We start from the raw sequence: 26,461 nt of genomic DNA, 5'->3' as shown, positions 1-26,461 counted from the left end.
AATATTGATAAAAAACTTATGCAGAGTTATAATTCCCTTTGGCAAATAATTCCTGGCACTATAAAGAGATTTCCGGGAAAAGAGAACATAAAGGGGTCTGCTAACATGTCAAAATTGTTGAAGTTTCTATGTTTAATCGCTATATTCATGGTTTCGGTTCCTTTAGAATCCCATGCGGCAAACAGCAGCTATCAATTGTTCGTGAATGATAAAAAATTCGAGGGCCAATATCAGCCGATCGTCCGCAACAATGCTATCTATGTGCCTATGTGGGGAGTATTGTCGGAGCTGGGTATTTCTCCGGAATGGGATGAGAAGTATCGCACGTTTAGAGTAAACACCTCTTCCGGTGTCGTTTTCTTCAAGACCAACAGTCCTATGATCATCAGAACGGAACTCAATGTGAACAATTTTGATGGAGGGGACACAAGCCAATCGAGTGACAAAAGATTCGGCCGGGAAGTGCTCCGCCTGAATTATTATCCGATTGCGGTTAATGATGTGGTCTATGTTCCGCTTGTGTTCATGACCAACTACTTGAATTTGAATGTGGTTTGGGGCGAGAACAACGACATTCAGATCAGCGGCGGGAATTTCAGCGTGGAACAAAACTTAAAAAACCTGTATAAAGCCTGGAATGACAAATTCGGTAAAACGGGAAATTCCTACTCGAATTACTGGTATGCCTATAATTATGAAGGCTTTCGCAGCAAGTATTTTAATACAGCCTTTATGTACTTTCCTCAACAGTTAGCGAATTACTCGGAGCTTGCCGAGTACTTTAATCAAGACCTGTGGGTCTACAAACCTTCCGATTTATTCACGGATGTAGGACTGCCTAACTTAACGAAAGTAAAAATTACCTATATCGGTGACGGAGCGATTCTGGTCAACGACGGCAATTATGATTATACGGTTCCGATCAGCCCTTTGGCTGAAGATTCAATATCTGGATTTTTAACCGACAATCCTTACAAAGCCTATAACTGGACGCAAAAGGCCTGGGATGCGATCCGTGCCGAAAAAATAATGATTGGCATGAATCAAGACATGGTTGTGATGTCATGGGGGTATCCAAAACGTACGAATTCCTATGAAGGCCTTTATGGGACGTATTCTCAGTGGGTGTATGATTCGGATACCTACGTCTATTTCGAAGACGGGATCCTTTCCTCTATTCAATATTAATATAGAGATTAAATAGATACATCGGGACCAGAAACCTCTTTACAACATCGCCGGACGAAATTATAATGATTTTATCATTCAAAACCCGATTACGGGTTACGGCGTCGGGGTATGGCGCAGTCTGGTAGCGCGCACCCTTGGGGTGGGTGAGGCCGTGGGTTCAAATCCCGCTACTCCGACCATTAAGCTGTACATACAAACAAGCTTTCGAGCAGGCCCAGGCCAATCGGAGGCTTTTTTTGTTCATGGCGTCTAAGGATGAGTGTCTGTTTCTTAAACCTGCAAGAATTTCAGCCGGAATCACTTGAATTACTCTTTTTTGGTAAAAGTGTGCGGCTATGTTACGATGAGCTTAACGGTATAAAGGAGGTCTGCAATGAACCAGCCTTTCAAAAAGCGGATATATTTATGGGGGACATTGTTTGCTGCAAGTGCCATTGTCTTGTCGGGCTGTGATCAGCAGGTCACAACGGATCGCAGTAATCAAGAAAGCACAGCTGAGGGGAATAAACCGGTAGTGCCTAAGCTGCAAGAAAACAGCAAGACCGGTTATATGGCGGAGGTCGTTGCTTCCGGTCTTAACGTTCCTTGGGAGATCGCGTTTGCGTCAGGCGATCGCATATATTTTACGGAACGACCAGGCAAGGTGCGTGTTATTCATGGAGGCAAGCTTCAGGAGAAGCCGCTTCTTACGCTGGAGGAACCTTTTGTCAGCAGCGGGGAGGGAGGCCTGCTCGGGCTGGCGCTTGATCCGGCTTTCGATACGAATTCATACTTATATGTCTACCATACCTACACCAGCGGCCCAGAGACCAGGAACAGGGTCCTGCGGCTGGTTCAGGAAGGGGATACAGCCCGTATTGACCGCACTTTGATTGACGGCATCCCGGGTGCGGAGAATCATAACGGAGGACGGATTAAATTCGGGCCCGATGGAATGCTTTATATCACCGCCGGGGACAAATATGAGCCGTCTCTGGCACAGGATCAGCAGAGCCTGGGCGGCAAGATTCTGAGAATCCGTCCGGACGGCACGATACCGGACGATAATCCATTCCCGGGTTCGCCGGTTTATTCCTGGGGGCATCGCAATGCCCAGGGGCTGGCGTGGGAACCCGGCAGCGGGAATTTGTTCAGCTCCGAGCACGGCCAGTCGGCCCATGATGAGCTGAACGTCGTGATTCCGGGCGGCAACTACGGCTGGCCGCTGATCGAAGGGGACGAGACCACGGCCAAGGATGCCGTCTCGCCCACTGCGCTGATCCCCCCGCTGCTTCACAGCGGCCGGGATACCTGGGCCCCTTCCGGCATGACGTTCGTCACGCAGGGCCCGTGGAAGGGGCGTCTTGTCGCGGCAGGGCTCCGCGGAACGCAGCTGCTGGTCTTTAGCTTAGAAGCGGAGAAGAAGAGCGGATCGGTTGCCCAAGGAAAAGGCAGCCCGGACGATGCCGCCAGGCCGCCTGTGTACCGGATTACGGCTGCCAAGTCGGCCTACAAGGATGTTTTTGGCCGGCTCCGTACGGTAGCGGAAGGCAAAGACGGCTTCTTGTATGTGCTGACGAACAACCGTGACGGCCGCGGCAAACCCGCAGGAGATGACGATAAGATTATCCGTCTTAAGCCTTCCGCACCATAGAAGGCGGGATAGAGGTTGACAGGCGGCGTCTTTTTAAGCATGATAAATTGTAAGCAATTTCGGCTAAGCAGCCTGGACATATGGGGGTAGAGCAATGGAACAGCAGGGTGATTATTTTATTATCAAAGCGAAAGAAAACGGCGTTCATGTAATCGGATTGACCAGAGGGCAGGACACCCGCTTTCATCATACGGAGAAGCTCGACAAGGGCGAGGTCATGATTGCCCAGTTCACGGAACACACTTCGGCAGTCAAAGTGCGCGGCAAAGCGATCATAATGACGAAATTCGGCAACGTGGAAACGGAACAATAATTTACGCCGGCAGGCATAGCCTGCTTTTTTTCATTGTACAATGGGGTATAGACAGGAGGTGCCCCTGTACCATGAGATTGGATAAACGGATTGTTCTGGCAGCCGCCTTATGTGCGGCGATTGTGACGGCGCTGAGCTCTGCTCCGCTGCTGGATAAGCTTGCTGTGAGCCAAAGCGCATATGCCTGGCAGCATGTATCGGGCTCGGAATTGACGGAGCGTAATCTCGTGGATTACATGGCAGGTCTGCCGCTTCAGCTGAGGGTACGCAAAGTGGAACTGAATCATTCCATCTTGTCAGTCGATCTGCTGCTGCCTGGAAGTGCGGAACCCAGAGTCGTCTACGGGGATCTTTACCGGCTGGCACAGTCCTCTCTCCAGCGGACTTCGAACATCAGCCGGGTATTGATCCGGGTGCTGGAGTATGACCGGGATCCCGCAGCCTCGGGGCCGCAGCTTGTTATAGCGATGGAAGCGGCCAGGGAACAAGCGAAGAGACTTGCTCCGGCGCAATCGTTTGAGACGCAGCAGCTGCTGGCGGGCGAACTTAAGCGGAGGTTTCAGCTGACCTATACTAAGAAATGGCAGCAGCGTTACCCGGAATAAATGCTTGTGCGCCATTCAAAAGGTTATGCTATAATTGCTTAGATACGATCTAGGAAATAGGCACATGTACGGAGGCTTTTTGTATGAATTCATATCGGATCCCCGAGATCGCTAAACAATATACGGATTATGACATGATCCGGCTGCATACGGATCTGCCTGATTTTCCAGAACTTCGGGCGAGATTGCTGTATGCTTTTTTGAGCAGGGATTCCCGGCTGAATTCTTCATCCGAACTGTTTGCTCTCGTTACATCGCTTGTCCAACTGGGACTCGATACGCATGACGAAGTGACGGTATCGAGTGACGTCAAGGAGAAGAAAGCGGCTAGATCCCGCCAGATGAAAGTACTCGCGGGCGATTATTTCAGCTCGCGTTTTTATCATTTATTATCTCAAGCCGGCCGGATTGACCTGATCATGAGACTTTCCACGGCTATATGTGACATGAACAAGCTTAAGACGGACTTTTACTTAATGATGAAGCAGCTCAAGCTTAATGCGGAGGATTATCTTCGTCTCTCGGTTGAGATTAAATCGTATTTGTTCCGGGCTTTCGGCGGGCTGATGGACGAAACCCACCGTCTCATCTGGCCGGAGCTTCTATCCGACTTTACCCGTTGCGAAGTGATTTTCAAAGAGATCTTCCGCTGTGAGTCGTTGAATGATTTCGAAGGCAGCTGGGGGTATTGGCACATTCTTCAGCACGGCTCCAAAGATGAACGCAAGTTCATTCAAGCCGGTGAAGAGGACCCGGGCAAGCTCCGTACCCTTCTGCACAAATATAACGTCCTTTCACAGCTTTACGTTCTTCTTGATGATCAGCTGACCCGACTGGGGAACAAATTAAAGCAGTTGGATTCGGACAAGCTCGCAAGTGAACTGTTTCACATTGGCGAGCCGTTTTTTCGTTTTAATTCCAAGGCAAGATTACTTGAAGAAAGATAAGTGGGGGGAGAGCCGTGCAGCAGGGCAAAACGAAAGAGCAGTTTGTTCATTCGGTGTTTGAGAAAATCGCGCCCAAATACGATTTAATGAACAGCATTCTAAGCTTCCGCAGGCATAAGGCCTGGCGGAAATTTACGATGGACAAAATGCGAGTAAAACCGGGATCGAGTACAATTGATGTTTGCTGCGGCACGTGTGATTGGACTATTTCCTTGGCTCAACAGAGTCGAACCGGGCCTACGGTAGGTCTTGATTTCAGTCAGAATATGCTCGATTACGGGGCCGTGAAGGTCCGTGAGAAGGGGCTGGACCGGCAAATTCGTCTTGTGCAGGGGAATGCGATGAGCCTGCCTTTTGAAGACAATGCGTTTGATTACGCCACGATCGGTTTTGCGCTTCGCAACGTCCCGGACCTAAAGCAGGTTCTGCGGGAAATGCAGCGTGTGGTTAAGCCCGGCGGATTAGTCGTTTCGCTTGAGTTGTCTCAGCCAACCTGGAAGCCTTTCAGGTCCCTTTATTATTTTTATTTTCAAAAAGTGCTTCCGTTGCTGGGGAAACTAATCGCCAAATCCTATGAACAATACAAATGGCTTCCGGAATCACTTAAACATTTTCCAGATCACAAGCAGCTTGCAGAAATTTTCCGCGGTACCGGACTTGAGAAGGTCGAAGCTTATCCGCTTACCGGCGGAATTGCAGCGCTGCACATCGGTGTGAAAGGAAATTCAAGTCAGGAGAATCAGCCAGATGCAGCTATTCATTCGTAAAGTTAAAATATTTCTGGAAATGATCAAATTTGAACATTCCATTTTTGCCTTGCCATTTGCCTATATGGGAGCTATTCTCGGAGCGGTTGTCCTGACGGGAGTACTGCCGGAGTGGTCTCAGATCGGCTGGGTTACACTGGCCATGATTGGAGCCCGTACGGCTGCCATGTCGCTCAACCGCGTGATCGATAAGAAATATGACAAGAAGAATCCGCGTACTGCGGGAAGGGCTATCCCGGCCGGCCTTATTTCGATTACGGAGGTCATGCTGTTCGTTGCGCTATCCTTTCTTCTGCTGTTCTGGTCGGCTGCCCAGCTTAATATGCTGTCTGTCTACCTGCTGCCGGTCGCGGTCTTCTTTCTTGTTTTCTATTCGTATACCAAGCGCTTTACCTGGGCCTGTCACTTCGTACTCGGTATTACGCTCGGCCTGGCGCCTCTAGGCGGCTGGGTAGCGATTACGGGTGAAATCACGCTGGCATCTCTTGTGTTATTTATAACCGTTGCCATGTGGAGCGCGGGCTTCGATCTGATCTATGCTTGCCAAGACGTGGAGTTTGACCGTGAGGAGGGACTTCATTCTTTTCCCGGCCGATTTGGAATTCCAACGGCGTTAATTACCGCCAAGATCCTTCATGTGCTGACGGCCGTCGGTCTGATCGCGCTGTTCTTTATGACCGATTTAAGCTGGTTATATTTAGTCGGCATTCTTATCGCTTATATTATTTTGTTTTACGAGCACAGACTTGTATCGCCCAAAGATTTGTCTAAGCTCAATACGGCTTTCTTTACGATGAACGGGGTACTCAGTGCAGTTGTCTTTACTTTCACGCTGGTAGACATCCTGATGGAGTCTTTTAGATGAAGAAAGGCTGGGTTGTCGGAATTACGGGGGCAAGCGGCGCTGCATATGGGGTCACGCTAGTTAAGGAACTGCTTTCAAGAAGTCTGCCGGTCCACCTTGTTATTACAGAGGCAGGATGGCGGGTGCTTCACGAAGAGCTGGATTGGGTCGTTACCAGGCGCAAGGAGACGCTGGATGCCGAATTTGGCGGATACCCGGCTTCCTATGAGTATCATTCTGTGAAAGATATCGGAGCAAGCATTGCAAGCGGCTCCTTCCGGACCGAAGGCATGGTTGTGATTCCATGTTCTATGGGAACACTATCGGGTATATCGCGCGGAGCATCCGATAATCTGCTTGAACGGACAGCTGACGTTATGCTTAAAGAAGGGCGCAGGCTTATTCTGGTTCCCCGCGAAACGCCGCTGCACGCGATCCACCTGGAGAACATGCTGACTTTGGCAAGAATGGGCGTCCGGCTTATTCCGGCTATGCCGGCCTTTTATCAGCGTCCTGAGACGATTGAAGACATAATTTCCTTTCTGGTGGGGAAGGTACTAGACAACATGGACTTGGATCATGAACTGTTCAGAAGATGGGGAGAAGGCAATGACTACAACAGAGAACAAACTGAGGATCGGAAGGATTGATTTTACTAACGTCTGGCCAGTGTTTCATCACTTTCCGATGCACGCAATGGGCAATTCAATTGAATTCGTCAAACAAGTGCCGACAGGACTGAACCGCGCGCTTGCAGCCGGTGAAATAGACATGAGTGCGATTTCTTCGTTTGCTTACGGGGAATCGTTCCAAGATTATGTGCTTCTTCCGGATTTATCCGTAAGCGCATTGGGTCCGGTAAATTCACTCCTGCTCTTTCATAAAAAACCGATTGAGGAACTTAGGAACGGCAGAATTGCTCTGCCCACGACTTCGGCTACGACGAATAATTTGCTGAAGATCATTATGGAAAAAAAATACGGCGGCAAGCCCGCCTACACATACGCCCGTCCGGATTTGGATGAAATGATGCCGGAGCATGACGGGGCACTGCTTATCGGAGATCATGCCATTAAGGCAAGCTGGCTGGATAACGGGTATATCGTCACGGACCTGGGACAGGAATGGAAAGACTGGACAGGGCGCTGGATGTCATTCGCAGTATGGGCTGTGCGCAAATCAACCATTGAACGCTCCCCGGAGCTTGTGAAGAAAGTATGGGACGGGTTTGTTGAGAGCAAAAGGAAGTCCCTTCAGGATTTAACCGGCGTTGTGAGCGAAGCCGTACGCACGATCGGCGGCACCGAAACTTACTGGCACCATTATTTCAGTCATCTGTGTTATGAGTTTGGTCCTGACCAGTGGAGCGGCCTTGAGCTGTACTACCAGTATGCGTGGGAACTTGGCTTTTTACCGGAGCAGGTACCTATTCAGATTTGGTCTGATATTACGAGGGTGCGGGTGACAGAATGAAAATTCTTAACATATATGTTCGGAAGAAAAAAGACGTGGGCGTAATTGAGCGCGAACTGGAAGTGCATCTGCAGACGGATCACGCACTGCTGACGGAAACGTCCATGCATTTATTAAAGGCCGGGGGCAAACGAATCCGGCCTGTTCTTGTCCTGTTAGCAGGTGAATTCGGCCGTTACGATATCCAGCAGCTCAAATACATCGCGGTCCCGCTGGAGCTGTTCCATTCCGCCTCTCTTGTACACGATGATGTAATCGATGATTCGGATAAACGCCGCGGGCAAGATACGGTTAGAGCCAAATGGGATAACCGCATCGCGATGTATACAGGCGACTATATTTTTGCTAAAGGCCTGGAAATTGCGGCTCACGTTGACAATCCGCGTGTGCACCAAATTTTGTCCAAAGCCCTGGTAGAAATGTCAATCGGCGAAATGGAGCAAATCCGGTTCTTTTTCCGCTCGGATCAGAGCCTGCGTGATTATCTTCTGCGGATTAAGCGTAAAACAGCTCTTCTTATCGCGATCTCCTGCCAGCTGGGGGCTATGGTTGCGCATGCTCCGGAGTCTGTATCTAACCGTCTGTATTCGTTCGGTTATAACGTTGGTTTGGCCTTTCAGATCCGCGATGATATACTGGACTTGTGCGGTACGGAGAAAGAAATCGGCAAACCGCCCGGGAGTGACATTAAACAAGGCAACATTACACTGCCGGTTATCTTTGCCCTGCAGGATGAGAAGCTGCGTCCGCACATCCAGGCTGAGCTCAGACGTATTCACGAAGCGGACGGTCAGACGGATGTCAGCCGGGTGCTGGATATGATCCGCGGCAGCGGCGGGATTGAGCGGGCGAGTGCGCTCGCAGACCGCTATATAGCCAAAGCCATCGCGGCGCTTGAGCCTCTGCCGGACATCCGGGCCAAGCAGGATCTTATTCAGGTGGCGTATTTCATCGCCAACCGTTCGCACTGAACCCGAGTTAGCGAGGATCCCTTTACTGGCAGGCCGAGTGTGCAATTCTTCATTGTATCTGTATGACAATCCCTGTACAGTAAGGGCGAATGACATGACTACCAGATGGAGGCAATGACATGGAAAAAACATTTCTTATGGTAAAACCAGACGGCGTCCAGCGCGGATTGATTGGCGAAATTATCAAAAGGCTGGAACAAAAAGGCTTTCAATTGGTAGCCGGCAAACTGATACTGATGACAAAAGAGCAGGCTGAGGAACATTATGCCGAGCATAAAGGTAAAGATTTCTTCGAGCCGCTCGTTGAATTTATTACATCAGGACCTGTCTTTGCAATGGTATGGCAGGGAGAGCAGGTTATTGCACTTTCCCGGATTCTGAACGGCAAAACCAATGTTCTTGAAGCAGCACCAGGAACGATTCGCGGCGATTTCGCATTACATACGAGACTTAACCTGATTCACGGTTCGGATTCTGTTGAAAGCGCTGAACGTGAAATCAACCATTTCTTTAAACCGGAAGAAGTTCTGGATTATAAACGCGACGTATCCCGCTGGCTGTAGTACTGACAAAAGGGCTTGAAGAAAAGATATGGGCACAATCGGCTCATATCTTTTTCTTTTAAGCAGGAATTTAAATGAGTCTCATGGAATATTTCACGGACGATTACATCAGAGGTGGGATACGGATTGGAGACCGATGACTTTCCATTATTCATACGCAAGATTAAAGAATTTACTTCCATTGATCTGGCTTTGTACAAAGAAGCGCAGATGAAACGGCGTTTAACGACGCTGCGCACCAAGAAAGGGTATGATACCTTCCTGGCGTATTACGAAGCACTGACCAGAGACAAAGCATTGTTTCATGAGTTTTTGGATCGCATGACCATTAATGTATCCGAATTCTGGAGGAATCCGAATCGCTGGGAAGTGCTTGAGGGTAAGTTTCTCCCTGAGCTTAGAAGTGCGAACCGCAACCTTAAAGTTTGGAGTGCCGCATGCTCTACAGGGGAAGAGCCCTATACACTGGCGATGATCTTGGCGCAGCAGGGCGCTTTGCGGGATTCGTCTGTATTGGCAACCGATATTGACGACGGGGCCATTGAGAAAGCCCGCCGCGGCATTTATGTGGAACGTTCTCTTAAAGACGTGCCGGTCGCTTACGTTCAAACGTATTTTAAACAAGAGCAAACGGTCTATCATGTGGCGGATGAGCTCAAAAAAGCCGTCAGATTTCAAAAGCAGAATCTTCTTGAGGACCGGTTCGATTCGGGATTTGATTTGATTATATGCCGGAATGTCATTATTTATTTTACGGAAGAAGCGAAAGACAGGCTGTATCAGAAGTTTTCCAAAGCGCTGAAACCGGGCGGCATTTTGTTCGTTGGCTCCACAGAGCAGATTTTTTCACCGGCTCAATATGATCTTGAACCCGCAGATACCTTTTTTTACCGAAAAAAAGGGAAGTAGAAGTATAACTTTTCCCATTCTTACCCATACTTGAAGTACCGTCTCTCAAGGAGGACTGACATGGATAAACGAAAAGTGATTTCTGCTTATCGACGGGGGTTCATCACCATGCAGGAATGTACTCAGATACTAGGAATAGATTCTGTACAGATTCTGGGCATGATGAATGATCCGAAAATGGTAGAGCCGATTGGGCCCAGGCAGAAGCAGTCTGCAGGGGGATGATCTTCCGCTCTCGTTTCGGAGAAGACAAAGGCCGATGGAACACGCTTTGTGCCGCTGACGGGCAGGGCGTGTTTTTTGCGTGCGCGGTTGTCAAACGCAGGGTGGTATACTATAATGATAGAAAAACTTAGTCGCTTGAAAGCGCTAAAGTGTCCTTGGCACGTTTGGCGCTCGGATTAGGGAGGGAGCAAGATTGTGAGATATTTAACGGCGGGGGAAACACATGGTCCGCAGCTGACCGCGATTATTGAGGGATTTCCAAGTAATATAACGATTGATTTTGAGGCGATGAACCATCAATTACATAGACGGCAAAAAGGTCATGGCCGGGGACGCCGGATGCAGATCGAGAAAGATACAGCAAGTATCGTAGGCGGAGTACGTCACGGCAGAACTACCGGGGCTCCGATTGCTCTTGTTGTTGAGAATAATGACTGGAAACATTGGACATCGATTATGAACATCGAAGAACAGCCGGATACGGTGGAAGGCAAGCGCCGAGTCAACCGCCCGCGTCCGGGTCATGCGGATTTGAGCGGCGGACTTAAATATAACCAGCGCGACCTCCGGAACATTCTGGAACGTTCGAGCGCGCGTGAGACGACTATGCGCGTCGCATGCGGAGCCGTTGCCCGTCAGCTTCTGGAAGAGTTCGGAATCAAGCTGGCCAGCCACGTCGTGCGGATTGGAGAAGTCGAAGCTAAAGCGCCTGAACTGCCGATAGATGAGCTGATCCGCATAACCGAGGAGTCGCCTGTCCGGGTTGTCGACGCCGAGGCGGAAGCTGCGATGGTTGCAGCCATCGATGCGGCCAAAGCTGACGGTGATACCTTAGGCGGTATCGTTGAAGTTATTGTAGAAGGCGCACCAGTGGGGCTGGGAAGCCATGTCCAGTGGGATCGTAAGCTTGACGGAAGAATCGCGCAAGCCGTGTTGTCCATTCAAGCTTTTAAAGGCTGCGAAATCGGTATTGGTTTCGAAGCGGCTAAACTTCGCGGTTCCAAGGTGCATGATGCCATTCATTTCGATGAGAATAGCGGTTTTCACCGTGCAACGAACCGTGCGGGAGGATTCGAAGGCGGCATGACTACCGGAGAGCCTATCGTAGTCCGCGGCGTTATGAAGCCAATCTCTACTTTATACAAACCGCTGCAAAGCGTAGATATCGATACGAAAGAGCCTTTCACTGCCCAAGTTGAACGCTCGGACACCTGCGCAGTGCCGGCTGCAGGCGTGATTATGGAGAATGTCGTCGCCTGGGAAGTCGCGCAGGCATTCATGGAGAAATTCGGCGGGGATTCCCTCGAAGAGATCCGCCGCAACTACGAAAGCTACCTGAAGCAAGTGGAGAGCTATTAAGATGATGGAACTAAAGGTTGATCTGGGCGAGCGATCTTATCCGATCTACCTCGGGGAAGGGTTACTTCAAGAGGCGTCTGCTTATTTCGACAAACACGGAATAAGCAAACGTTCCCCGATTCTAATCGTTACGGATGATTCCGTAGCCGGCTATCATTTGCAGCCTGTTAAGGACGGATTGCAGGCCGGAGGATACAATGTGCATTCATTTGTTGTCCCTTCCGGCGAATCTTCCAAGTCCCTTCATATGCTGGAGCGGATTGTGACGGCATCGCTGGAAGCGGGCCTTGACCGCAAATCCGCGATTGTTGCATTAGGCGGAGGGGTTGTAGGGGATTTGGCCGGCTTTGCAGCCGCGAGCTTCATGCGGGGGATCGCATTCATTCAGATGCCGACTACAATTCTGGCTCATGATAGCAGCGTAGGAGGCAAAGTAGCGGTAAACCATCCGCTGGCGAAGAACATTATCGGTGCTTTTCACCAGCCCGAAATGGTCCTTTATGATGTATCTACGCTCTCCACGCTGCCTAAACGGGATATTTCAGCCGGCTTCTCAGAAATGATCAAGCATGGTCTGATCTGGGATGCGGAGTTTACCAGCTGGCTTGAGGAGAACAGGGAGCGGCTGTTAGCTCTTGATCCGCAGGCGCTGCAGTACGGATTATACCAGGGATGCCGGGTTAAATCGCTGGTTGTTTCCGAGGATGAACGGGAGAACGGCCTGCGAGCGATCCTTAATCTGGGCCACACGATTGGTCATGCCTTGGAAGCAGTTGCAGGATATAACGAGCTTCTGCATGGTGAGGCGATTTCTATCGGGATGGTCGGTTCTGCGCGGCTCGCGATGAAACTCGGCTATTCCGAAGAGATTTATACGGTTACGAAGCGAGTGCTTCAAGATTTCGGTTTGCCGGTTCGGCTTCCTGAACATTACGATACAGCTCAAATCATGAACGCAATGATGCACGACAAGAAGTTTAAGGAAGGCACCATGACGTTTGTTATCCCGACGGAAATCGGACGGGTTGAAATCCGAAGCGATGTCCGCCGTGAATGGGTTGAAGAAGTTGTGGAACAATTGAAGCGGGAGGCATAATTCATGTACGTGAGAGGGATCCGTGGAGCAACGACTGTAGAGAACAACGAGGAAGGTCCGATCTTGTCATCGACTCTGGAACTGCTGGATAAGATTGTTCAAGATAATTCAGTCAATCCGGCTGATATATCCTCGGTTTTCATTACGGTTACAAAGGAGCTTACAGCGACATTTCCGGCAAGAGCGATCCGTCAGATGGATGGCTGGGATCTAGTGCCGCTGATGTGTTCCATCGAGATTGATGTGGATAACAGTCTGCCGAATTGCATTCGGCTTATGGTACTGGTTAACACAGAGAAGAAACAAGATGAAATCCGTCATGTTTATTTAAAAGGGGCAAAAGTGCTTCGTCCGGACATTGTGAAATTGACAAATTCATAACCCGGGTAGTATAGTGGATTTAGATGAGAGCAGTAGAGCCGAGAAGAGATCAGTTGAGAAGAGTAGAGAAGAGCACAGCGTATGATTGGAGTCCACCCTTGTTGTAGTAAACAAGGATTCTGTTTCTGTAACGATGCCCGGTACGGGTATAAAGTGGTGAATCTGGCAGCAGCATAGGCCCGATTCGAGCAGAAGCAGTTTATGAGCAGTCAATTGCGGTTTAGGAATTGGCACTGCAGGACCCGCTGCGCGACTAATTCTGTAAACCTACAATTCTTATGATACCGACGGCCTCTACGCCTATGTAGAGGTCTTTTTACATTTCTCGAATGACAGAGCGCAATTAATCGTTTTACATGGACATCTAGGAGAGCAGCCCGGTGATCGCAGCAAATACGACTTTATAGAAGGAGGACGGTCTGATGACGGCGAATGGTACCATTCAGCGGGCAATCTCGACACTCATTGGGGGCGGGAATTTATCTCGCGAAGAAGCAAGGGAACTTATGATTACGGTGATGGATGGAGAAGCGACTCCGGCACAAATCGGCAGCGTACTGACGGCAATGAGAATCAAAGGGGAAACCATTGAGGAGTTGACCGGCTTCGCTGAAGCCATGAGAGTGAAAGCGGCGTCGGTCCATACGGTCCAGCACAACCTGCTTGATACTTGCGGGACAGGTGGAGATGGCGCAGATACTTTCAATATTTCGACCGCTTCTGCGATTGTTGCGGCTGCAGGCGGCATCCGTGTCGCTAAGCATGGGAACCGCGCGATGTCCAGTAAAAGCGGGAGCGCTGACGTTCTGGAAGCACTCGGTGTGAACATCGAGCTGGACAGTACGCAGGCCGCTCATTGTCTGGACCAGCTAGGCATTTGTTTCATGTTTGCGCAGCGGTATCATCAATCGATGAAGCATGCGGCCGGCCCGCGCCGCGAGCTCGGAGTGCGTACGGTCTTTAATCTTCTCGGACCGCTTACGAATCCGGCCGGTGCCGACCGTCAAGTGATGGGTGTCTTTGACCGCAGTAAAACAGAACTTGTCGCTAATGCGCTCGGGGCACTCGGACTTAAAAGAGCCGTGGTCGTAGCCAGCTATGACGGATTGGACGAAATCAGTATCTCGGCACCCACGCAAATTACAGAACTTAAGGACGGAACGATTCGTACGTATTCCGTAACTCCCGATGATTTGGGAATTCAAAGTCATGATCTTCATCTCATCAAAGGTGGAGATGCCGGTGAAAACGCGGATATTATCCGACGTATTTTCACAGGAGACAAAGGTGCGCACAGAGAGATTGTGCTTGCCAATGCCGGAGCCTGCTTCTACGTCACGGGATCGGCAGGAACACTGCAGGAAGGCGTGAAGCTGGCTGCGGACGTGATTGACAGCGGTAGAGCCATGGAAAAATTACAGCAATTAGCCCACTATACAGGAGATTTGAGCTATGTTTCTTGAACGAATTGTCGCAACCAAGCGCGAAGAAGTGCAGCAGCTTCAGGCGCGTATTACCACAGCTGAGCTGGAGCGCCAAATTTCAGATTTGAAAGCATGCCGCGGGTTCGAACAGGCGCTCCGTACGGGACGCAACCGCAAGACGGGTTTAATCGCAGAGGTCAAGAAGGCGTCGCCTTCCAAAGGCTTGATCCGGGCGGATTTTGATCCGGTACGTTTAGCCGAAGCTTACACACAAGCAGGAACAGACTGCATCTCTGTTCTTACGGACGTTCAATATTTTCAAGGCGCCAATGATTACTTAAGTGCAGTCCATGAAGCGGTTCATGTGCCGCTGCTGCGCAAAGATTTCATCATTCACCCGGCACAGATTCTTGAGGCTCGTGTCATTGGAGCCGACGCTATTCTTCTGATCGCTTCTATTCTTAATCGCGCTGAAATGAAACAGTTTTTGGGTTTGGCCCGTGACTATGGCATGGATGTGCTGGTCGAAGTGCATGACCGCCGTGAGATGGAGACTGTTTTGGAACTGGATGCGACTCTAGTCGGGATTAATAACCGCAATTTGAAAACGTTCGTTACCGACATCCGCACCACGGAAGAACTGGCTTCCATCGTTCCGAAGGATCGGCTGCTTGTGAGTGAAAGCGGCATTTCATCCCGTGATGACCTGGACTTCGTGTATAAGTCTGGCGCAGGTGCCGTACTGATCGGGGAGCATTTTATGAGACAGCCGGATGTAAGTCAGGCGGTTGAAGATTTGATGGGGAAAATGGAAGGTATCCGGGCTTAGCCCGGATGCGCTCCTTTTCTTTTTTTTACAAGGAAAGATTGCTTATGCTAGGTGCGGGCGGCACCCATACAGCGGTTCATAAGCAGGGTATTTCTGCAGGAGATGTAAATCTCCGAAATTCTCTCATGTCCTCAAGGAGTGGTAAAATGAGTGGTATAGACACGTCGACGGATGTAAAAATTTGTGGACTTCAAAGCGTTGAAGTGTTAAAATCTATCGTACATCTCCCGATTGATCAGATCGGGTTTGTTTTTGCTCCGAGCAGGCGCAGAGTAACGGCCGGACAGGCTGCGGACATGATTTCTTTTCTGAAGCAATCTTCCGAACCAAGCGGTCACATTCCTTTAACAGTCGGTGTATTCGTAAATCCGACGCTGGATGAATTGGCCGAAATTCTGGCTGTTGCGCCTTTGGACGTCGTACAGTTTCATGGTGATGAGACACCGGAGAATTGCGCTTTAATCAAGGAACGTTTTCATGTCCAGCTCTGGAAAGTCGCATCCATTCAAAATCAGGAGCAGCAGGGTGAACCCGGCTCTTGTTCCAATAGTCAAGCTAGTAGTTCGGATCATGTAGACGCCAGCGCAATTAGGGCGGTGCAGGATAGGAAATCGGAATATGCCCATTCGATTATTAATCGGCTCATTCCGTATAAGGATACAGTGGATGCTGTGTTGATCGATACCTTGGATCCCGTTTACGGGGGCGGATCAGGACGCACTTTTGCATGGGACTGCATCCCGGAAGTTCAGAGCTGGGCACGCTCGCAAGGCCTACCCTTGATCGTCGCCGGAGGATTGAATGCGGATAATGTAAGCGGGCTGGTGGATACTTACCGGCCTGATGGCGTTGATGTATCCAGCGGAGTCGAAACGCAGGGAGTCAAAGATATTGCTAAAATCGCAGCTTTTGTGGGAAGGGTGAAGAAAAATGGCAGCAGTACTACCTGATGAACATGGAAGATATGGCCGTTTTGGAGGGAAATATGTTCCGGAGACGCTGATGAATGCTTTGATCGAATTGGAGGATGCGTACCGTAAATATGCGCAGGATCCCGAGTTCGTTAACGAGGTTCAAACGCTTCTGCACGATTATTCGGGAAGACCGACGCGTCTGTATTACGCGGAGCGTTTATCGGAGAAGCTCGGAGGAGCAAAGATTTATTTGAAACGCGAGGATTTAAACCATACAGGAGCCCACAAAATCAATAATACGATCGGCCAGGCGCTTCTTGCCAAGCGTATGGGCAAAACGAAAGTGATTGCCGAGACGGGAGCGGGCCAGCATGGTGTGGCGACTGCCACGGTAGCGGCCCTGCTCGGTTTGGAATGCAAAGTCTTCATGGGCGAAGAAGACATGAAACGCCAGCAGCTTAATGTGTTCCGCATGCGTCTGCTCGGCACTGAAGTAGTTCCGGTACTTTCGGGTACGCGCACGCTCAAAGATGCGTGCAATGAGACGCTGCGTTACTGGGTAAGCAATGTGCAGGATACGTACTATATCCTCGGCTCCGTAACAGGCCCTCATCCTTATCCGATGATCGTGCGTGATTTTCAGCGGGTGATCGGGGATGAGACCCGTTCTCAAATCCTGGAGCTTGAGGGAAAACTTCCTCATACGGTAATTGCGTGTGTCGGCGGAGGCAGCAACGCAATGGGGATGTTCTATCCGTTCGTAGAGGATAAAGAAGTCCGCCTGATCGCGACGGAAGCAGCCGGAAGCGGTATCGACACCGAAGAGCATGCGGCAACGATGACTAAGGGAAGCCCTGGGGTATTTCAAGGTTCGCTCAGCTATGTTCTGCAGGATGAGTACGGACAAGTTATGCCGGCACATTCCATATCCGCCGGTCTTGATTATCCGGGTGTAGGCCCGGAACATGCTTATTTGAAAGATTTGCAGCGTGCCGAGTATTTGCCGATTTCGGATGCAGAAGCGTTGGAGGCTCTCCAGCTCCTCTGCCGTACTGAGGGAATTATTCCCGCTCTTGAAAGCTCCCACGCGGTTGCGCAGGCCATGAAGACGGCACCGACTATGTCCGGGGATCAAATTCTGGTAATTTGCCTTTCGGGCCGCGGGGATAAAGACGTGGAAGCGATTATGGGGTATCTCGGAGGTGCAGACAATGAATCGCATTGATCTTAAATTCGCTGAGCTGAAAGCCGAGGGCAAGAATGCTCTCATCCCGTTTATTACGGCGGGAGACCCGACGCTGGATCATACGCTGGATATCATCCTGGAACTTGAGAAATCCGGCGCGGATATCGTTGAGCTGGGGGTTCCTTATTCGGATCCCCTCGCCGACGGCCCTATTATCCAGGAATCTTCCGGACGTGCTCTCCGCGGCGCTGTGAACGTGCTGGATGTAATTGAGCTTGCCCGGAAGGCCCGCAGTGCCGGTTCCGAGCTGCCATTCATCTTGTTCACCTATTTCAACCCGCTGCTTCGTATCGGTCTTGACCGTGTGTTCAAGCTGATGAGCGAGAATGAAATCAGCGGAGCCATCATTCCGGATCTTCCTATGGAAGAAGACTCGGAAGCTAAGCAGCTCGCAGAGCAGTACGGCATCCATCTGATTCCGCTTGTGGCGCCGACGTCGAAGAACCGCGTGCAGCAGATCGTATCGCGGGCTTCCGGTTTCATCTATTGCGTCTCTTCACTTGGAGTGACAGGCGTCCGCTCGGAATTTCATACCGGAATCGACGAATTCCTTGCATCCGTAAAAGCGGCTACCGAGCTTCCGATCGCGATCGGCTTCGGCATTCAGAGCCGGGAGCAGGTGGAACGCTTCGAGAAGACGTGTGATGCTATAGTGGTCGGCAGCGCTATTGTCCGCCGGATCGGGGAGCGGGAAGACCGTCTTAATGACGAGAGCACCAAGCAGGAAGCATTATCCGAGATTGGTGATTTTATCAGAGAGCTCAAAGGAACGTCCTTTCAGCCGCAGCACTGAACGACTATGGATACCGACTAACGCGAGGTGAAAGAAAGTGCAAGCTAAGCAGCAAGTGTTGAATCTACCCGTGTACCAGCCAGGCAAACCGATTGAAGAGGTTAAGCGGGAACTGGGACTGACCAACGTCATCAAACTGGCTTCCAATGAAAATCCGTTCGGATGCTCATCGAAGGCTAAAGAGGCTATTCTTGCCGATCTTGAACATTTGAGCCTTTACCCGGATGGAGCCGGAGCAGAAGTTACACGGGCTGTAGCGGAGCATTACGGCATTTCAGCCGATCAGCTTATTTTCGGGACTGGTTCAGATGATGTTATTCTCATGATTGCACGCGCCTATCTATTACCGGGCGATGAGACGATCATGGCCTCGCATACGTTTCCACAATACAAACATAACGCGGAAATTGAAGGCGCCGTATCTATACAGGTGCCGCTCAAAGACGGCAAGCATGATCTGGATGCTATGCTGGAATGTGTGACGGAGCGGACCAAAATAATTTGGGTCTGCAATCCGAATAACCCGACAGGTACAATCGTAAGTCATGATGAGCTGCTTGCTTTTATGGCTAAAATTCCTACAAGCGTTATGGTCGCATTGGACGAAGCTTATTATGAGTACGCGACGACGGCAGAGTATCCTCAGAGTCTGGAACTGCTTCAAACGTATCCCAACCTGGTTATACTCCGGACTTTTTCCAAAATATACGGTCTGGCCGCTCTAAGAGTCGGGTATGGAATCGCCCGCCCGGAAGTCATCCGTACCATCAATCAGGTACGTGAGCCTTTTAATACGTCACGTCTTGCACAGGCCGCGGCAGCGGCAGCGATCCGTGATCAGCAATTTGTGGATCAGTGCCGCACACTCAACGCCGAAGGGTTGAAGTATTTGGAGACGGAATTCCGCCGTTTGAACCTGACATCCTTCCCGGCCCATGGGAATTTTATCATGGTGGACATCGGATGTCCGTCCGGTCCTGTGTTCGATGCTCTATTGAAGCAGGGAATCATCGTGCGCAGTGGTGAAAAGCTTGACTTTCCCACTATGCTTCGTGTAACAGTAGGGAGCAGGGAGCAGAACGAAGCCTTCCTTCATGCTTTAGAAGGTATTCTTCAGGATTCTCCCAAGATTCATAATACTTAGAGGAAAAGGTTAATTTCATGACTACGATTTCAATATTCGGCGTCGGGCTGATTGGCGGCTCGCTCGCTTTGTGCTTTAAAGACAAACCGGATACCCGGGTTATCGGGCACTCCAATAATCCGATATCCGTAGACAACATGCTCAAGCGCCGTATTGTGGATGAAGCCACGACTTCTATGCAAGAAGCGGCTGAAGCTGCAGATGTCATTTTCCTTTGTGTACCTGTGGGAGCTCTGGAGGAGTATCTGGTCCGTTTAAAGCAGTTTTCCTTGCGGAAAGGATGCATTATTACAGACGTAGGCAGCACGAAGTTGTCTGTAGTGGAGTGCGCCGAGAAACTGGGCTTCGAGGATGCATTTTTTATCGGAGGCCATCCCATGGCAGGTTCTGAACGCTCCGGTATGGAGGCAGCCTCTGCACACTTGTTCGAGAATGCCTTCTATGTGCTGACTCCCGGTACGAACACGCCGCCGACTGAGATTGATCGGCTGGCCAATCTGCTTGCATGGACACGCGCGCAAATCATACGGGTTGATGCCAGAGAGCATGATGATATAGTAGGGGCAATCAGCCATCTTCCGCACATTATAGCGGTGGCGCTCGTGAATCAGATACGTTCCTATAATGAATCCAATGAGCTTTACAAGAACTTAGCGGCGGGGGGATTCCGCGATATCACCAGGATTGGTTCAAGCGATCCTTCGATTTGGCGTGATATCCTAGTCAATAACCGTACGGTACTGCTTAAATTGTTGGATGATTGGGATCGCCAGATCTCGACATTCCGGGAACTGTTAATCAACGAGGATGGCGAAGGTATTCAGCGGCAGTTCGAAACTTCCCGGGACTTCCGGAGACAGCTGCCGGACCGCCGTAAAGGTATGCTAAGTCCGCTTTATGATATTTATGCGGATATTCCAGATCATCCGGGAATGATCGGCCAGATTGCGACACTGCTGGGTAAACACCGGCTTAATTTGAGCAATCTTGAGATTATTGAGAGCCGCCTGGATGTTCCCGGCGTTCTTAGGTTATCTTTCCGCGATCAAGAGACAGCAGAGAGGGCATCTGCTCTGTTGAGCGAACAATTTTCCATTCATGTGTAGCGATACCAGCCTATAATGCCTTCTTCCAGCTGAAACGGATTGGACCGATCTGTTCTATCAAGCATGGGGAGAAGGTTTTTTAGTGGCTTTATCCAAGCAGTTGACTAAATTCGAAAACGTTTACAAAAAATCGTTGACATATTGTAAACGGATACATATAATAAAAGTACAGTATGGTTTCTCTCCACTCCTATCCGATAATCGCACAATGTGCAGCCACCTCCTTGAGGTGGTTTTTTTTTGTTTCCATTTTCTGTGTTTGGTTTAAAACATAGAGGTGCCAGGTAAATCACTGTCTGATGGAATGGTTAAATTACATAAAATTTTACAGTCGTATACAAGTTTTGATATAGTGATAGCATGCTGTTGTGGAGGAATGCTAATTTTTATCTGCAAAGCACGCAACTTTGAGGTTCCTGCCAAGTACAATTCGTATATAAGCGGGAACCGGACGTATTGTGCAGGAGGGGTGCACGTTATGACGGATACCCAGTTAATTCGTGAAGTCAAGAATGGTAATGTAGGGCGATACAACGAGTTGATGCATCGATACGAGCGTAAGATCCTCGTCTTTATTTATCATATGCTGAGGAATTCCCAGCAGCAATTATTAGCAGAAGATTTATGTAACGAGACGTTCTACAAAGCATACCGCAGCCTTCATTCATTCCGTGAAGTGGAAGCCACGTTCTCCACCTGGCTCTATACGATTGCACGCAACACCGTTCTAAGCGAGCTTCGCAAACATAAAGTAGTGAAAATTTCTCTTGAGAATTGCGGACATACCCCTCAAACTTCCTTTGAATCTTTGCCGGAGCAAATGATCATACGCAGTGAGAAGGTTTCGATGGTGCGCATTGCTATTAACAGACTGCCTGAGAAACAAAGGTCTGCCTTAATTCTGCGTGAATATGATCAGCTTGAATACCAGGAAATCGCTGTGATTCTTGGACAAACGGTTAGTTCGGTCAAATCTTTGTTGTTTCGCGCAAGGGCGAGTGTTAAGATTCAGCTTGAGCCGTATTATGCAGAAAAGTGGCTGGATACGAGGGGATGAACGGGCTATGAGATGTCATTACGTGAGGGCATGGCTCGCAGGCGGTGCTGAGGGTTTCATAGACAATCCCAAAAGCAGGGCCGTAAAGCGACATGCAAAAAAATGTTCCAGTTGCGCCGATGATTTGCGCGTATGGAAAGAGGCTGGCGAACTTATCCGCTTGGTACTTAGGGAAGAAGCGCCCCAGCCTCCCCATAACATCGCAGAAGCGGTTATGAAGAGAATAAGCAAGCAGAATACCCCGTTACACCGGGGTAATGACCCCCTCCAGGAACGGAGCGAGGAACTGGACGAAACGCAGTTTTTTTTGCTATGCTGATTCTTGTTTGCGCTTTCGGACTAAGAGAGATTGTTTTGGGGGGATATTGAACATGACAATGGTTGGTTTAATCCGGCATGGCAGTACCGAATGGAATCTTCAGGGCCGAACACAAGGTGCGCTGGATACGGATTTGACGGAGGAAGGCAGAGAACAGGCCAGACAGCTTGGCAGAAGATTAAAGGCCGAGCCCTGGGATTTTCTCATCTCCAGTGATCTCCGCCGGGCGCGCGAGAGTGCGGAATTAATAAGCGCGCTATCCGGTATTCCTTTGATTAGAACAGATTCAAGACTGCGTGAGAAAAGCTTCGGCCAGCTCGAAGGAACGACGCTTCAGGATCGGATCGGGCGATGGGGGCCGCAGTGGTCCGATCTGGATCACGGCGGGGAGACAGATGAGCAGGTCAGGGACCGCTGGATGGCCTTCTCCGAGGATTTGTTTGCCGAATTTCCCGACAGCCGAATTCTCCTTGTTAGCCATGGCGGTTTTATTGGACGTGCCTTGGAGACAATGAATCTGGAGCGCGCGGATGAGCCGCTGACAAACGCTTCTCTGACTCTTGTGAAAAAAGGCGGACAGCTGTGGGAATGTTCATTATATAACTGTACAGTCCACCTGAAATGATTCGAAATCAAGACACCGGCATAACTGCTTTCCAGCAGTTATGCTTTTTTTTGTGGCTAAACGTTTAAAATAGGTGATTTTTCCCATACTGATTACTACAAATGGCAAGCTGCACAGCATATGAAAGCTCGGAATAGTGATTATGTCAGACGGAAACCAAGAGAGAGGAGGTGCGCACTTGAATTTGGCCGATATGCTCAGCTATGCAGACATTCATGATCTGAACCGGATCGCGGACACTTATGCTTGCGACTGCAACATGCATTCCAAGAATGAGCTGATCCAGTCTATTCTGAACACAGTGGGCAAAAGAGAGGTATTCGAGCAGCGGATAGAAGATTTGACGATGGAAGATGTCCGGTTTTTGAATACGCTTTTGTTTGACGAACGGGGTTCCTTCAGCCTGGAAGAACTTGTCGCACGCGTCCAGCAGGCGAAATTTCTGAAAGAAGACAAAGAAGCTTCGAATCCCCGGGACACCATCGCTAAGTTCAAAAAGCATGGCTGGCTGTTTCACGGCTTTTCGCAGCAGACGAAATATTTGTTTCAGGTTCCCCATGACTTGAAGCGGCGTTTCGGCGATGTGCTGACGAGAAATTACAAGAGCCGCCTCTCTTACTCAAGCAATCCGCATGCCTACAGAGATGAGCAGACCCTGCTAGGAGGAGATGTCCTTCATTTGCTCCGGTTTGTCCGGGATCAAGAGGTACTCCTGACTCACGACGATACGATGTACAAGAGGCAGCTTGCCCAGCTGCTTGATGGGATGGCTGTGAACGAGGAACCTGTAGGCAAAACGGCTTGGAGGTTCGGATATGGGCGTAAATTCAAAGAATATCCGAACCGGTTTTCTCTGATCTACGACTATTGTTACTTTCAAGGGCTGCTTCAGGAACAGAGCGGGGTTCTGAGGATTACGGAGAGCGGGGCCGGGGTAGCGGCAGGGGGACTCCGGGCTGACCCGGCCGAGCTGTACCGCTTCTGGCTCCGTCTATACAAAGGCCCCATCTACAACCTGCAGCCGATCGTACAGTGGATCTCCCGTCTGGCAGTAGACTGGGTTAGTACAGCCTCCATGGCAGAAGTCCTGTGTCCGCTGATCCGGCCATTCTATTATGACACCCCGGAGTCTATCTTCGAGCAGAGGATTATCCGGATGATGATGCATCTGGGACTACTTGCAATAGGCGAAGAGGACACAGCGGGTCAAGTCATCCGCATGACTACACAGGGAAGATTAATTATTGCCGGCAACAAAGTTGCTGATGAAGATGCTATTGAATTGTAACGATGTCGCTTAAGCCGCTTGTATCTGCTCGCCTATGGCGAGACGGCGTTGACGATCTCCTGTGCTGCTACTATGATGAGGACAACAAAGTGAACAAGGAGTGAACCTCGCTATGCTGCATCCTTATCAAGGTATTCTGCCCGTTGTAGCACCAACCGTTTATATCGCCCCAGGCGCACAAATAATAGGAAACGTTAGGGTCGGAACTGATTCTAGCATTTGGTTCAATACGGTTCTGAGAGGAGATTTAGCTCCAATCATCATCGGAAACAGATGTAATATTCAGGACGGCTGTATCGGTCATGTGAATACAGATCAACCTCTGATTGTGGAGGACGATGTATCTGTAGGACACGGAGCCATCATTCACGGGTGCCGCTTAGGCAAAGGCACATTAATCGGAATGGGGGCGATAGTACTAAACGGTGCCGACATCGGTGAATATGCTTTAGTAGGGGCAGGTTCTCTCGTAACAGAAGATACGATTCTTCCTCCATATACTTTGTCGCTTGGTACTCCGGCCAGAGTCGTCAGGGAATTAACTGCACGAGATCTTGAAAGGATGAAACGGACGACAGACAATTATGTGATCAAAGGAAAAGAGTATCGGCTGGAACCGGGGAAATAACAATCCTATCGCTGCTCTTATCTGGTGCGGACGATACTTGGAGGTAGATCCCTATGGGAAGAATGAATGTTTCTAATGAGGCGCTGCTAGGTCTGGTTGCGGAAATGGTTATGGATGACGCTATACGGACATATAAAGAAAAGAATCTCTATCAGCAGATTGATAGTGCTCTTGCCGAAGGAGACGAAGCCTCATTTCTAGCGCTGACTGCCGAGCTTAAATCCATCCAGTCCCCAGGTTAACGCACTTTTATGCTTTTCGCGCCAAGGGTTTACTCGCCTATCTGAATGACCCGCTTAGCTGCTTACACTTAAACTCCCGATGTACAGAAGTTGTTCATCCGTCAAGATGAACCGCTGTGCAGCCGGGGGTTGTTTTTGTTGATCTCTTGCATAGAGATCTGCTGGGCCTGAAAGTGAGGCCTGTTAGTACGGGGTGAAAGTACGGCTGAAAGTGCGGGGCTCGGTGAAATTTTTTTCTTGTCAGACAAGACAACCAAAAAATGCCCGGATGTGTTAAAGTAACACTAGCGCACGATGAGGAGTGAATGATGAATGAAATTCAGCGAAATTACGGAGAAAGAATGGCCGGGACTTCAGCTTTATCTGGACACCTGCATCCTTCCGGTAACCGGAATGACCGGCATGGAGCAGCCTTGGGAAGCGGGAGATGCCCTGGAGCGTCTGCGCGATGTTCTCGACGGCATTGAATTCCCTTATAAAGGAAGAGTGGTCACCTATCCGGCTCTGCATTACTGTGAAGGCAATGAATCCGGCAGAGCGTATATAGAACAAGTTTGCAGAGGGCTGCGCAGCGCCGGATTTGCTTATGTCGTCGTGGTTACGGCTAAGCCTGAGATAGCGGAGCTTGTCCTGCAGGAGGCGGATTTGCTTTTGTCCGTTCCGGAAGAGGCTCTGCGAGAGCAGGGGCGGGAAGCAAAGCGGATCGCCGGCGAGAAGATTACGCAGCTGTGGATGTCCAAAAAATAATTTCGGATCTTTCGTTATTTTTCGAAAAAATGGCAAAGATAAAAATGTTGAGGGTTTTCCATCACGGGAATGTGACAATTTCGTTAAATTTGCCAAAAAAGTGAACTTTCCACCAAGAAGACCAGGCGTCTTCGTTCTTGACGCCCTACAGGTCGTAGGATATTATTAGAAATGTCCTAGTCTATGAAGTGTAAGATAATGTCGAACGACACGTGATATAGGTTCGCTTTGTCATGCCGACAAAACGAATTGCTTAGGGGGGTAGCACGCGAAATGAGTGAACGCAACAATTCAAATGAGCACCACGGAAAGAAGCCCAAAGTACGGACTGAAATGTCCCGCCGGCAGTTTCTTTCGTATACGCTCGGCGGCACAACCGCTTTCATGGCGGCTGGTATGTTGGCACCGATGATTAGATTCGCCGTGGATCCAGCTCTGAAACACAAGGGCGAAGCCGATTGGGTGAAGGTAGTCGAAGAAGCGAAAGTAACCAACGAGCCCCAGTCGTTTGCGGTACAAGTCCATCAAGTTGACGGTTGGTATGAGAGTGAAGTCGAATTGACCGCTTGGATCAGTAAAGGAACCGACGGGAAAATTTTCGCCCTGAATCCGACCTGCAAGCACTTGGGCTGTACGGTCAACTGGAACACGAATCCGCAGTACAAAAACCAGTATTTCTGCCCATGTCACGGTGCGCATTACACAGCAGACGGCAAGAATCTGGCCGTAGCTCCAGCACCACTGGACGAGTACAAGGTAAAAGTCGAGAACGGCTTCGTGTATTTGGGTCAGCTGGGAGCTAATACAAGGGGATAAGGGAGG

The 26,461-nt window shown here is 49.8% G+C and carries 30 protein-coding genes and 1 tRNA gene; all 31 read left to right on the top strand.

Annotation, left to right across the window (positions count from 1 at the left end):
- Positions 1–105: 105 nt before the first annotated feature.
- The gene (locus tag EDM21_RS11035) at positions 106–1,188 is read left to right on the top strand and encodes a stalk domain-containing protein (protein WP_157335497.1); all 1,083 of its coding nucleotides are present in this window, start codon (positions 106–108) and stop codon (positions 1,186–1,188) included.
- A 105-nt stretch (positions 1,189–1,293) separates the two neighbouring features.
- A tRNA-Pro gene (locus EDM21_RS11030) sits at positions 1,294–1,370 on the top strand.
- A gap of 194 nt (positions 1,371–1,564) precedes the next feature.
- Positions 1,565–2,824 carry a PQQ-dependent sugar dehydrogenase gene (locus tag EDM21_RS11025; RefSeq protein WP_157335495.1) on the top strand — a complete coding sequence of 420 codons (1,260 nt, stop codon included), beginning with the start codon at positions 1,565–1,567 and terminating at the stop codon, positions 2,822–2,824.
- 94 nt (positions 2,825–2,918) lie between these two features.
- Positions 2,919–3,137 (top strand): trp RNA-binding attenuation protein MtrB, encoded by a 219-nt coding sequence (mtrB, locus tag EDM21_RS11020; protein WP_068775392.1) that lies wholly within the window; start codon positions 2,919–2,921, stop codon positions 3,135–3,137.
- 71 nt (positions 3,138–3,208) lie between these two features.
- Positions 3,209–3,742, top strand: a complete 534-nt coding sequence (locus EDM21_RS11015; RefSeq protein WP_157335492.1) for a hypothetical protein — start codon at positions 3,209–3,211, stop codon at positions 3,740–3,742.
- Between the two features lie 83 nt (positions 3,743–3,825).
- Positions 3,826–4,689, top strand: a complete 864-nt coding sequence (locus tag EDM21_RS11010; protein ID WP_157335490.1) for a heptaprenyl diphosphate synthase component 1 — start codon at positions 3,826–3,828, stop codon at positions 4,687–4,689.
- A gap of 14 nt (positions 4,690–4,703) precedes the next feature.
- Complete coding sequence (locus EDM21_RS11005; RefSeq protein WP_166541947.1) at positions 4,704–5,456, top strand: demethylmenaquinone methyltransferase; 753 nt, start codon at positions 4,704–4,706, stop codon at positions 5,454–5,456.
- Positions 5,437–6,321, top strand: a complete 885-nt coding sequence (locus EDM21_RS11000) for a UbiA-like polyprenyltransferase (protein ID WP_157335488.1) — start codon at positions 5,437–5,439, stop codon at positions 6,319–6,321. The genes EDM21_RS11005 and EDM21_RS11000 overlap by 20 nt, the downstream gene beginning before the upstream one ends.
- Positions 6,318–6,950: a UbiX family flavin prenyltransferase gene (locus EDM21_RS10995; protein WP_068775397.1), complete on the top strand. Its 633-nt coding sequence runs from the start codon at positions 6,318–6,320 to the stop codon at positions 6,948–6,950. Before EDM21_RS11000 ends, EDM21_RS10995 begins: the two co-directional genes overlap by 4 nt.
- Positions 6,910–7,773 carry a menaquinone biosynthesis protein gene (locus EDM21_RS10990; protein WP_157335486.1) on the top strand — a complete coding sequence of 288 codons (864 nt, stop codon included), beginning with the start codon at positions 6,910–6,912 and terminating at the stop codon, positions 7,771–7,773. The genes EDM21_RS10995 and EDM21_RS10990 overlap by 41 nt, the downstream gene beginning before the upstream one ends.
- The gene (locus EDM21_RS10985) at positions 7,770–8,744 is read left to right on the top strand and encodes a polyprenyl synthetase family protein (protein ID WP_157335484.1); all 975 of its coding nucleotides are present in this window, start codon (positions 7,770–7,772) and stop codon (positions 8,742–8,744) included. Before EDM21_RS10990 ends, EDM21_RS10985 begins: the two co-directional genes overlap by 4 nt.
- Before the next feature lie 119 nt (positions 8,745–8,863).
- Positions 8,864–9,307, top strand: coding sequence for a nucleoside-diphosphate kinase (gene ndk / locus EDM21_RS10980; protein ID WP_157335482.1), 444 nt, complete (start codon positions 8,864–8,866; stop codon positions 9,305–9,307).
- A 126-nt stretch (positions 9,308–9,433) separates the two neighbouring features.
- The gene (locus EDM21_RS10975; protein ID WP_157335480.1) at positions 9,434–10,216 is read left to right on the top strand and encodes a CheR family methyltransferase; all 783 of its coding nucleotides are present in this window, start codon (positions 9,434–9,436) and stop codon (positions 10,214–10,216) included.
- 60 nt (positions 10,217–10,276) lie between these two features.
- Positions 10,277–10,441 (top strand): hypothetical protein, encoded by a 165-nt coding sequence (locus EDM21_RS24565; RefSeq protein ID WP_166541946.1) that lies wholly within the window; start codon positions 10,277–10,279, stop codon positions 10,439–10,441.
- A gap of 195 nt (positions 10,442–10,636) precedes the next feature.
- Complete coding sequence (aroC, locus tag EDM21_RS10970) at positions 10,637–11,800, top strand: chorismate synthase (RefSeq protein ID WP_068775402.1); 1,164 nt, start codon at positions 10,637–10,639, stop codon at positions 11,798–11,800.
- A gap of 1 nt (position 11,801) precedes the next feature.
- Positions 11,802–12,896 (top strand): 3-dehydroquinate synthase, encoded by a 1,095-nt coding sequence (aroB, locus tag EDM21_RS10965; protein ID WP_157335478.1) that lies wholly within the window; start codon positions 11,802–11,804, stop codon positions 12,894–12,896.
- Between the two features lie 3 nt (positions 12,897–12,899).
- Complete coding sequence (gene aroH, locus EDM21_RS10960) at positions 12,900–13,277, top strand: chorismate mutase (protein WP_157335476.1); 378 nt, start codon at positions 12,900–12,902, stop codon at positions 13,275–13,277.
- Positions 13,278–13,699: 422 nt separating this feature from the next.
- Positions 13,700–14,740: an anthranilate phosphoribosyltransferase gene (gene trpD / locus EDM21_RS10955; RefSeq protein WP_157335474.1), complete on the top strand. Its 1,041-nt coding sequence runs from the start codon at positions 13,700–13,702 to the stop codon at positions 14,738–14,740.
- Complete coding sequence (gene trpC / locus EDM21_RS10950) at positions 14,730–15,530, top strand: indole-3-glycerol phosphate synthase TrpC (RefSeq protein WP_157335472.1); 801 nt, start codon at positions 14,730–14,732, stop codon at positions 15,528–15,530. Before trpD ends, trpC begins: the two co-directional genes overlap by 11 nt.
- A gap of 146 nt (positions 15,531–15,676) precedes the next feature.
- On the top strand, positions 15,677–16,480 hold the full coding sequence (locus EDM21_RS10945; protein ID WP_157335470.1) for a phosphoribosylanthranilate isomerase: 804 nt from the start codon (positions 15,677–15,679) through the stop codon (positions 16,478–16,480).
- Positions 16,461–17,669, top strand: a complete 1,209-nt coding sequence (trpB, locus tag EDM21_RS10940) for a tryptophan synthase subunit beta (protein ID WP_157335468.1) — start codon at positions 16,461–16,463, stop codon at positions 17,667–17,669. The genes EDM21_RS10945 and trpB overlap by 20 nt, the downstream gene beginning before the upstream one ends.
- Entirely contained in the window at positions 17,656–18,483 is an 828-nt protein-coding gene (gene trpA, locus EDM21_RS10935; protein ID WP_157335466.1) for a tryptophan synthase subunit alpha, read from the top strand. The genes trpB and trpA overlap by 14 nt, the downstream gene beginning before the upstream one ends.
- Before the next feature lie 37 nt (positions 18,484–18,520).
- Positions 18,521–19,627 (top strand): histidinol-phosphate transaminase, encoded by a 1,107-nt coding sequence (gene hisC / locus EDM21_RS10930; RefSeq protein WP_166541945.1) that lies wholly within the window; start codon positions 18,521–18,523, stop codon positions 19,625–19,627.
- A 17-nt stretch (positions 19,628–19,644) separates the two neighbouring features.
- Positions 19,645–20,733: a prephenate dehydrogenase gene (locus EDM21_RS10925; protein WP_157335464.1), complete on the top strand. Its 1,089-nt coding sequence runs from the start codon at positions 19,645–19,647 to the stop codon at positions 20,731–20,733.
- A 478-nt stretch (positions 20,734–21,211) separates the two neighbouring features.
- Positions 21,212–21,790: an RNA polymerase sigma factor gene (locus EDM21_RS10920; RefSeq protein WP_157335462.1), complete on the top strand. Its 579-nt coding sequence runs from the start codon at positions 21,212–21,214 to the stop codon at positions 21,788–21,790.
- Positions 21,791–22,161: 371 nt separating this feature from the next.
- Positions 22,162–22,734: a histidine phosphatase family protein gene (locus EDM21_RS10915; RefSeq protein WP_157335460.1), complete on the top strand. Its 573-nt coding sequence runs from the start codon at positions 22,162–22,164 to the stop codon at positions 22,732–22,734.
- Positions 22,735–22,912: 178 nt separating this feature from the next.
- Positions 22,913–24,022 carry a hypothetical protein gene (locus EDM21_RS10910; RefSeq protein WP_157335458.1) on the top strand — a complete coding sequence of 370 codons (1,110 nt, stop codon included), beginning with the start codon at positions 22,913–22,915 and terminating at the stop codon, positions 24,020–24,022.
- Between the two features lie 112 nt (positions 24,023–24,134).
- Positions 24,135–24,650 (top strand): gamma carbonic anhydrase family protein, encoded by a 516-nt coding sequence (locus tag EDM21_RS10905; RefSeq protein ID WP_157335456.1) that lies wholly within the window; start codon positions 24,135–24,137, stop codon positions 24,648–24,650.
- 53 nt (positions 24,651–24,703) lie between these two features.
- Positions 24,704–24,892 (top strand): IDEAL domain-containing protein, encoded by a 189-nt coding sequence (locus EDM21_RS10900; RefSeq protein ID WP_157335453.1) that lies wholly within the window; start codon positions 24,704–24,706, stop codon positions 24,890–24,892.
- A 312-nt stretch (positions 24,893–25,204) separates the two neighbouring features.
- Positions 25,205–25,639 carry a DUF2487 family protein gene (locus EDM21_RS10895; RefSeq protein ID WP_157335451.1) on the top strand — a complete coding sequence of 145 codons (435 nt, stop codon included), beginning with the start codon at positions 25,205–25,207 and terminating at the stop codon, positions 25,637–25,639.
- 273 nt (positions 25,640–25,912) lie between these two features.
- A complete protein-coding gene (locus tag EDM21_RS10890; protein WP_068775420.1) occupies positions 25,913–26,455 on the top strand; it encodes a ubiquinol-cytochrome c reductase iron-sulfur subunit in 543 nt (180 codons plus the stop codon).
- Positions 26,456–26,461: the final 6 nt, after the last annotated feature.

The organism is Paenibacillus lutrae (assembly GCF_009757775.1).
Lineage (GTDB): Bacteria > Bacillota > Bacilli > Paenibacillales > NBRC-103111 > Paenibacillus_F > Paenibacillus_F lutrae.
The sequence above is the reverse complement of the archived record's forward strand: the minus strand, read 5'-3'. Positions and strand labels throughout refer to the sequence as shown.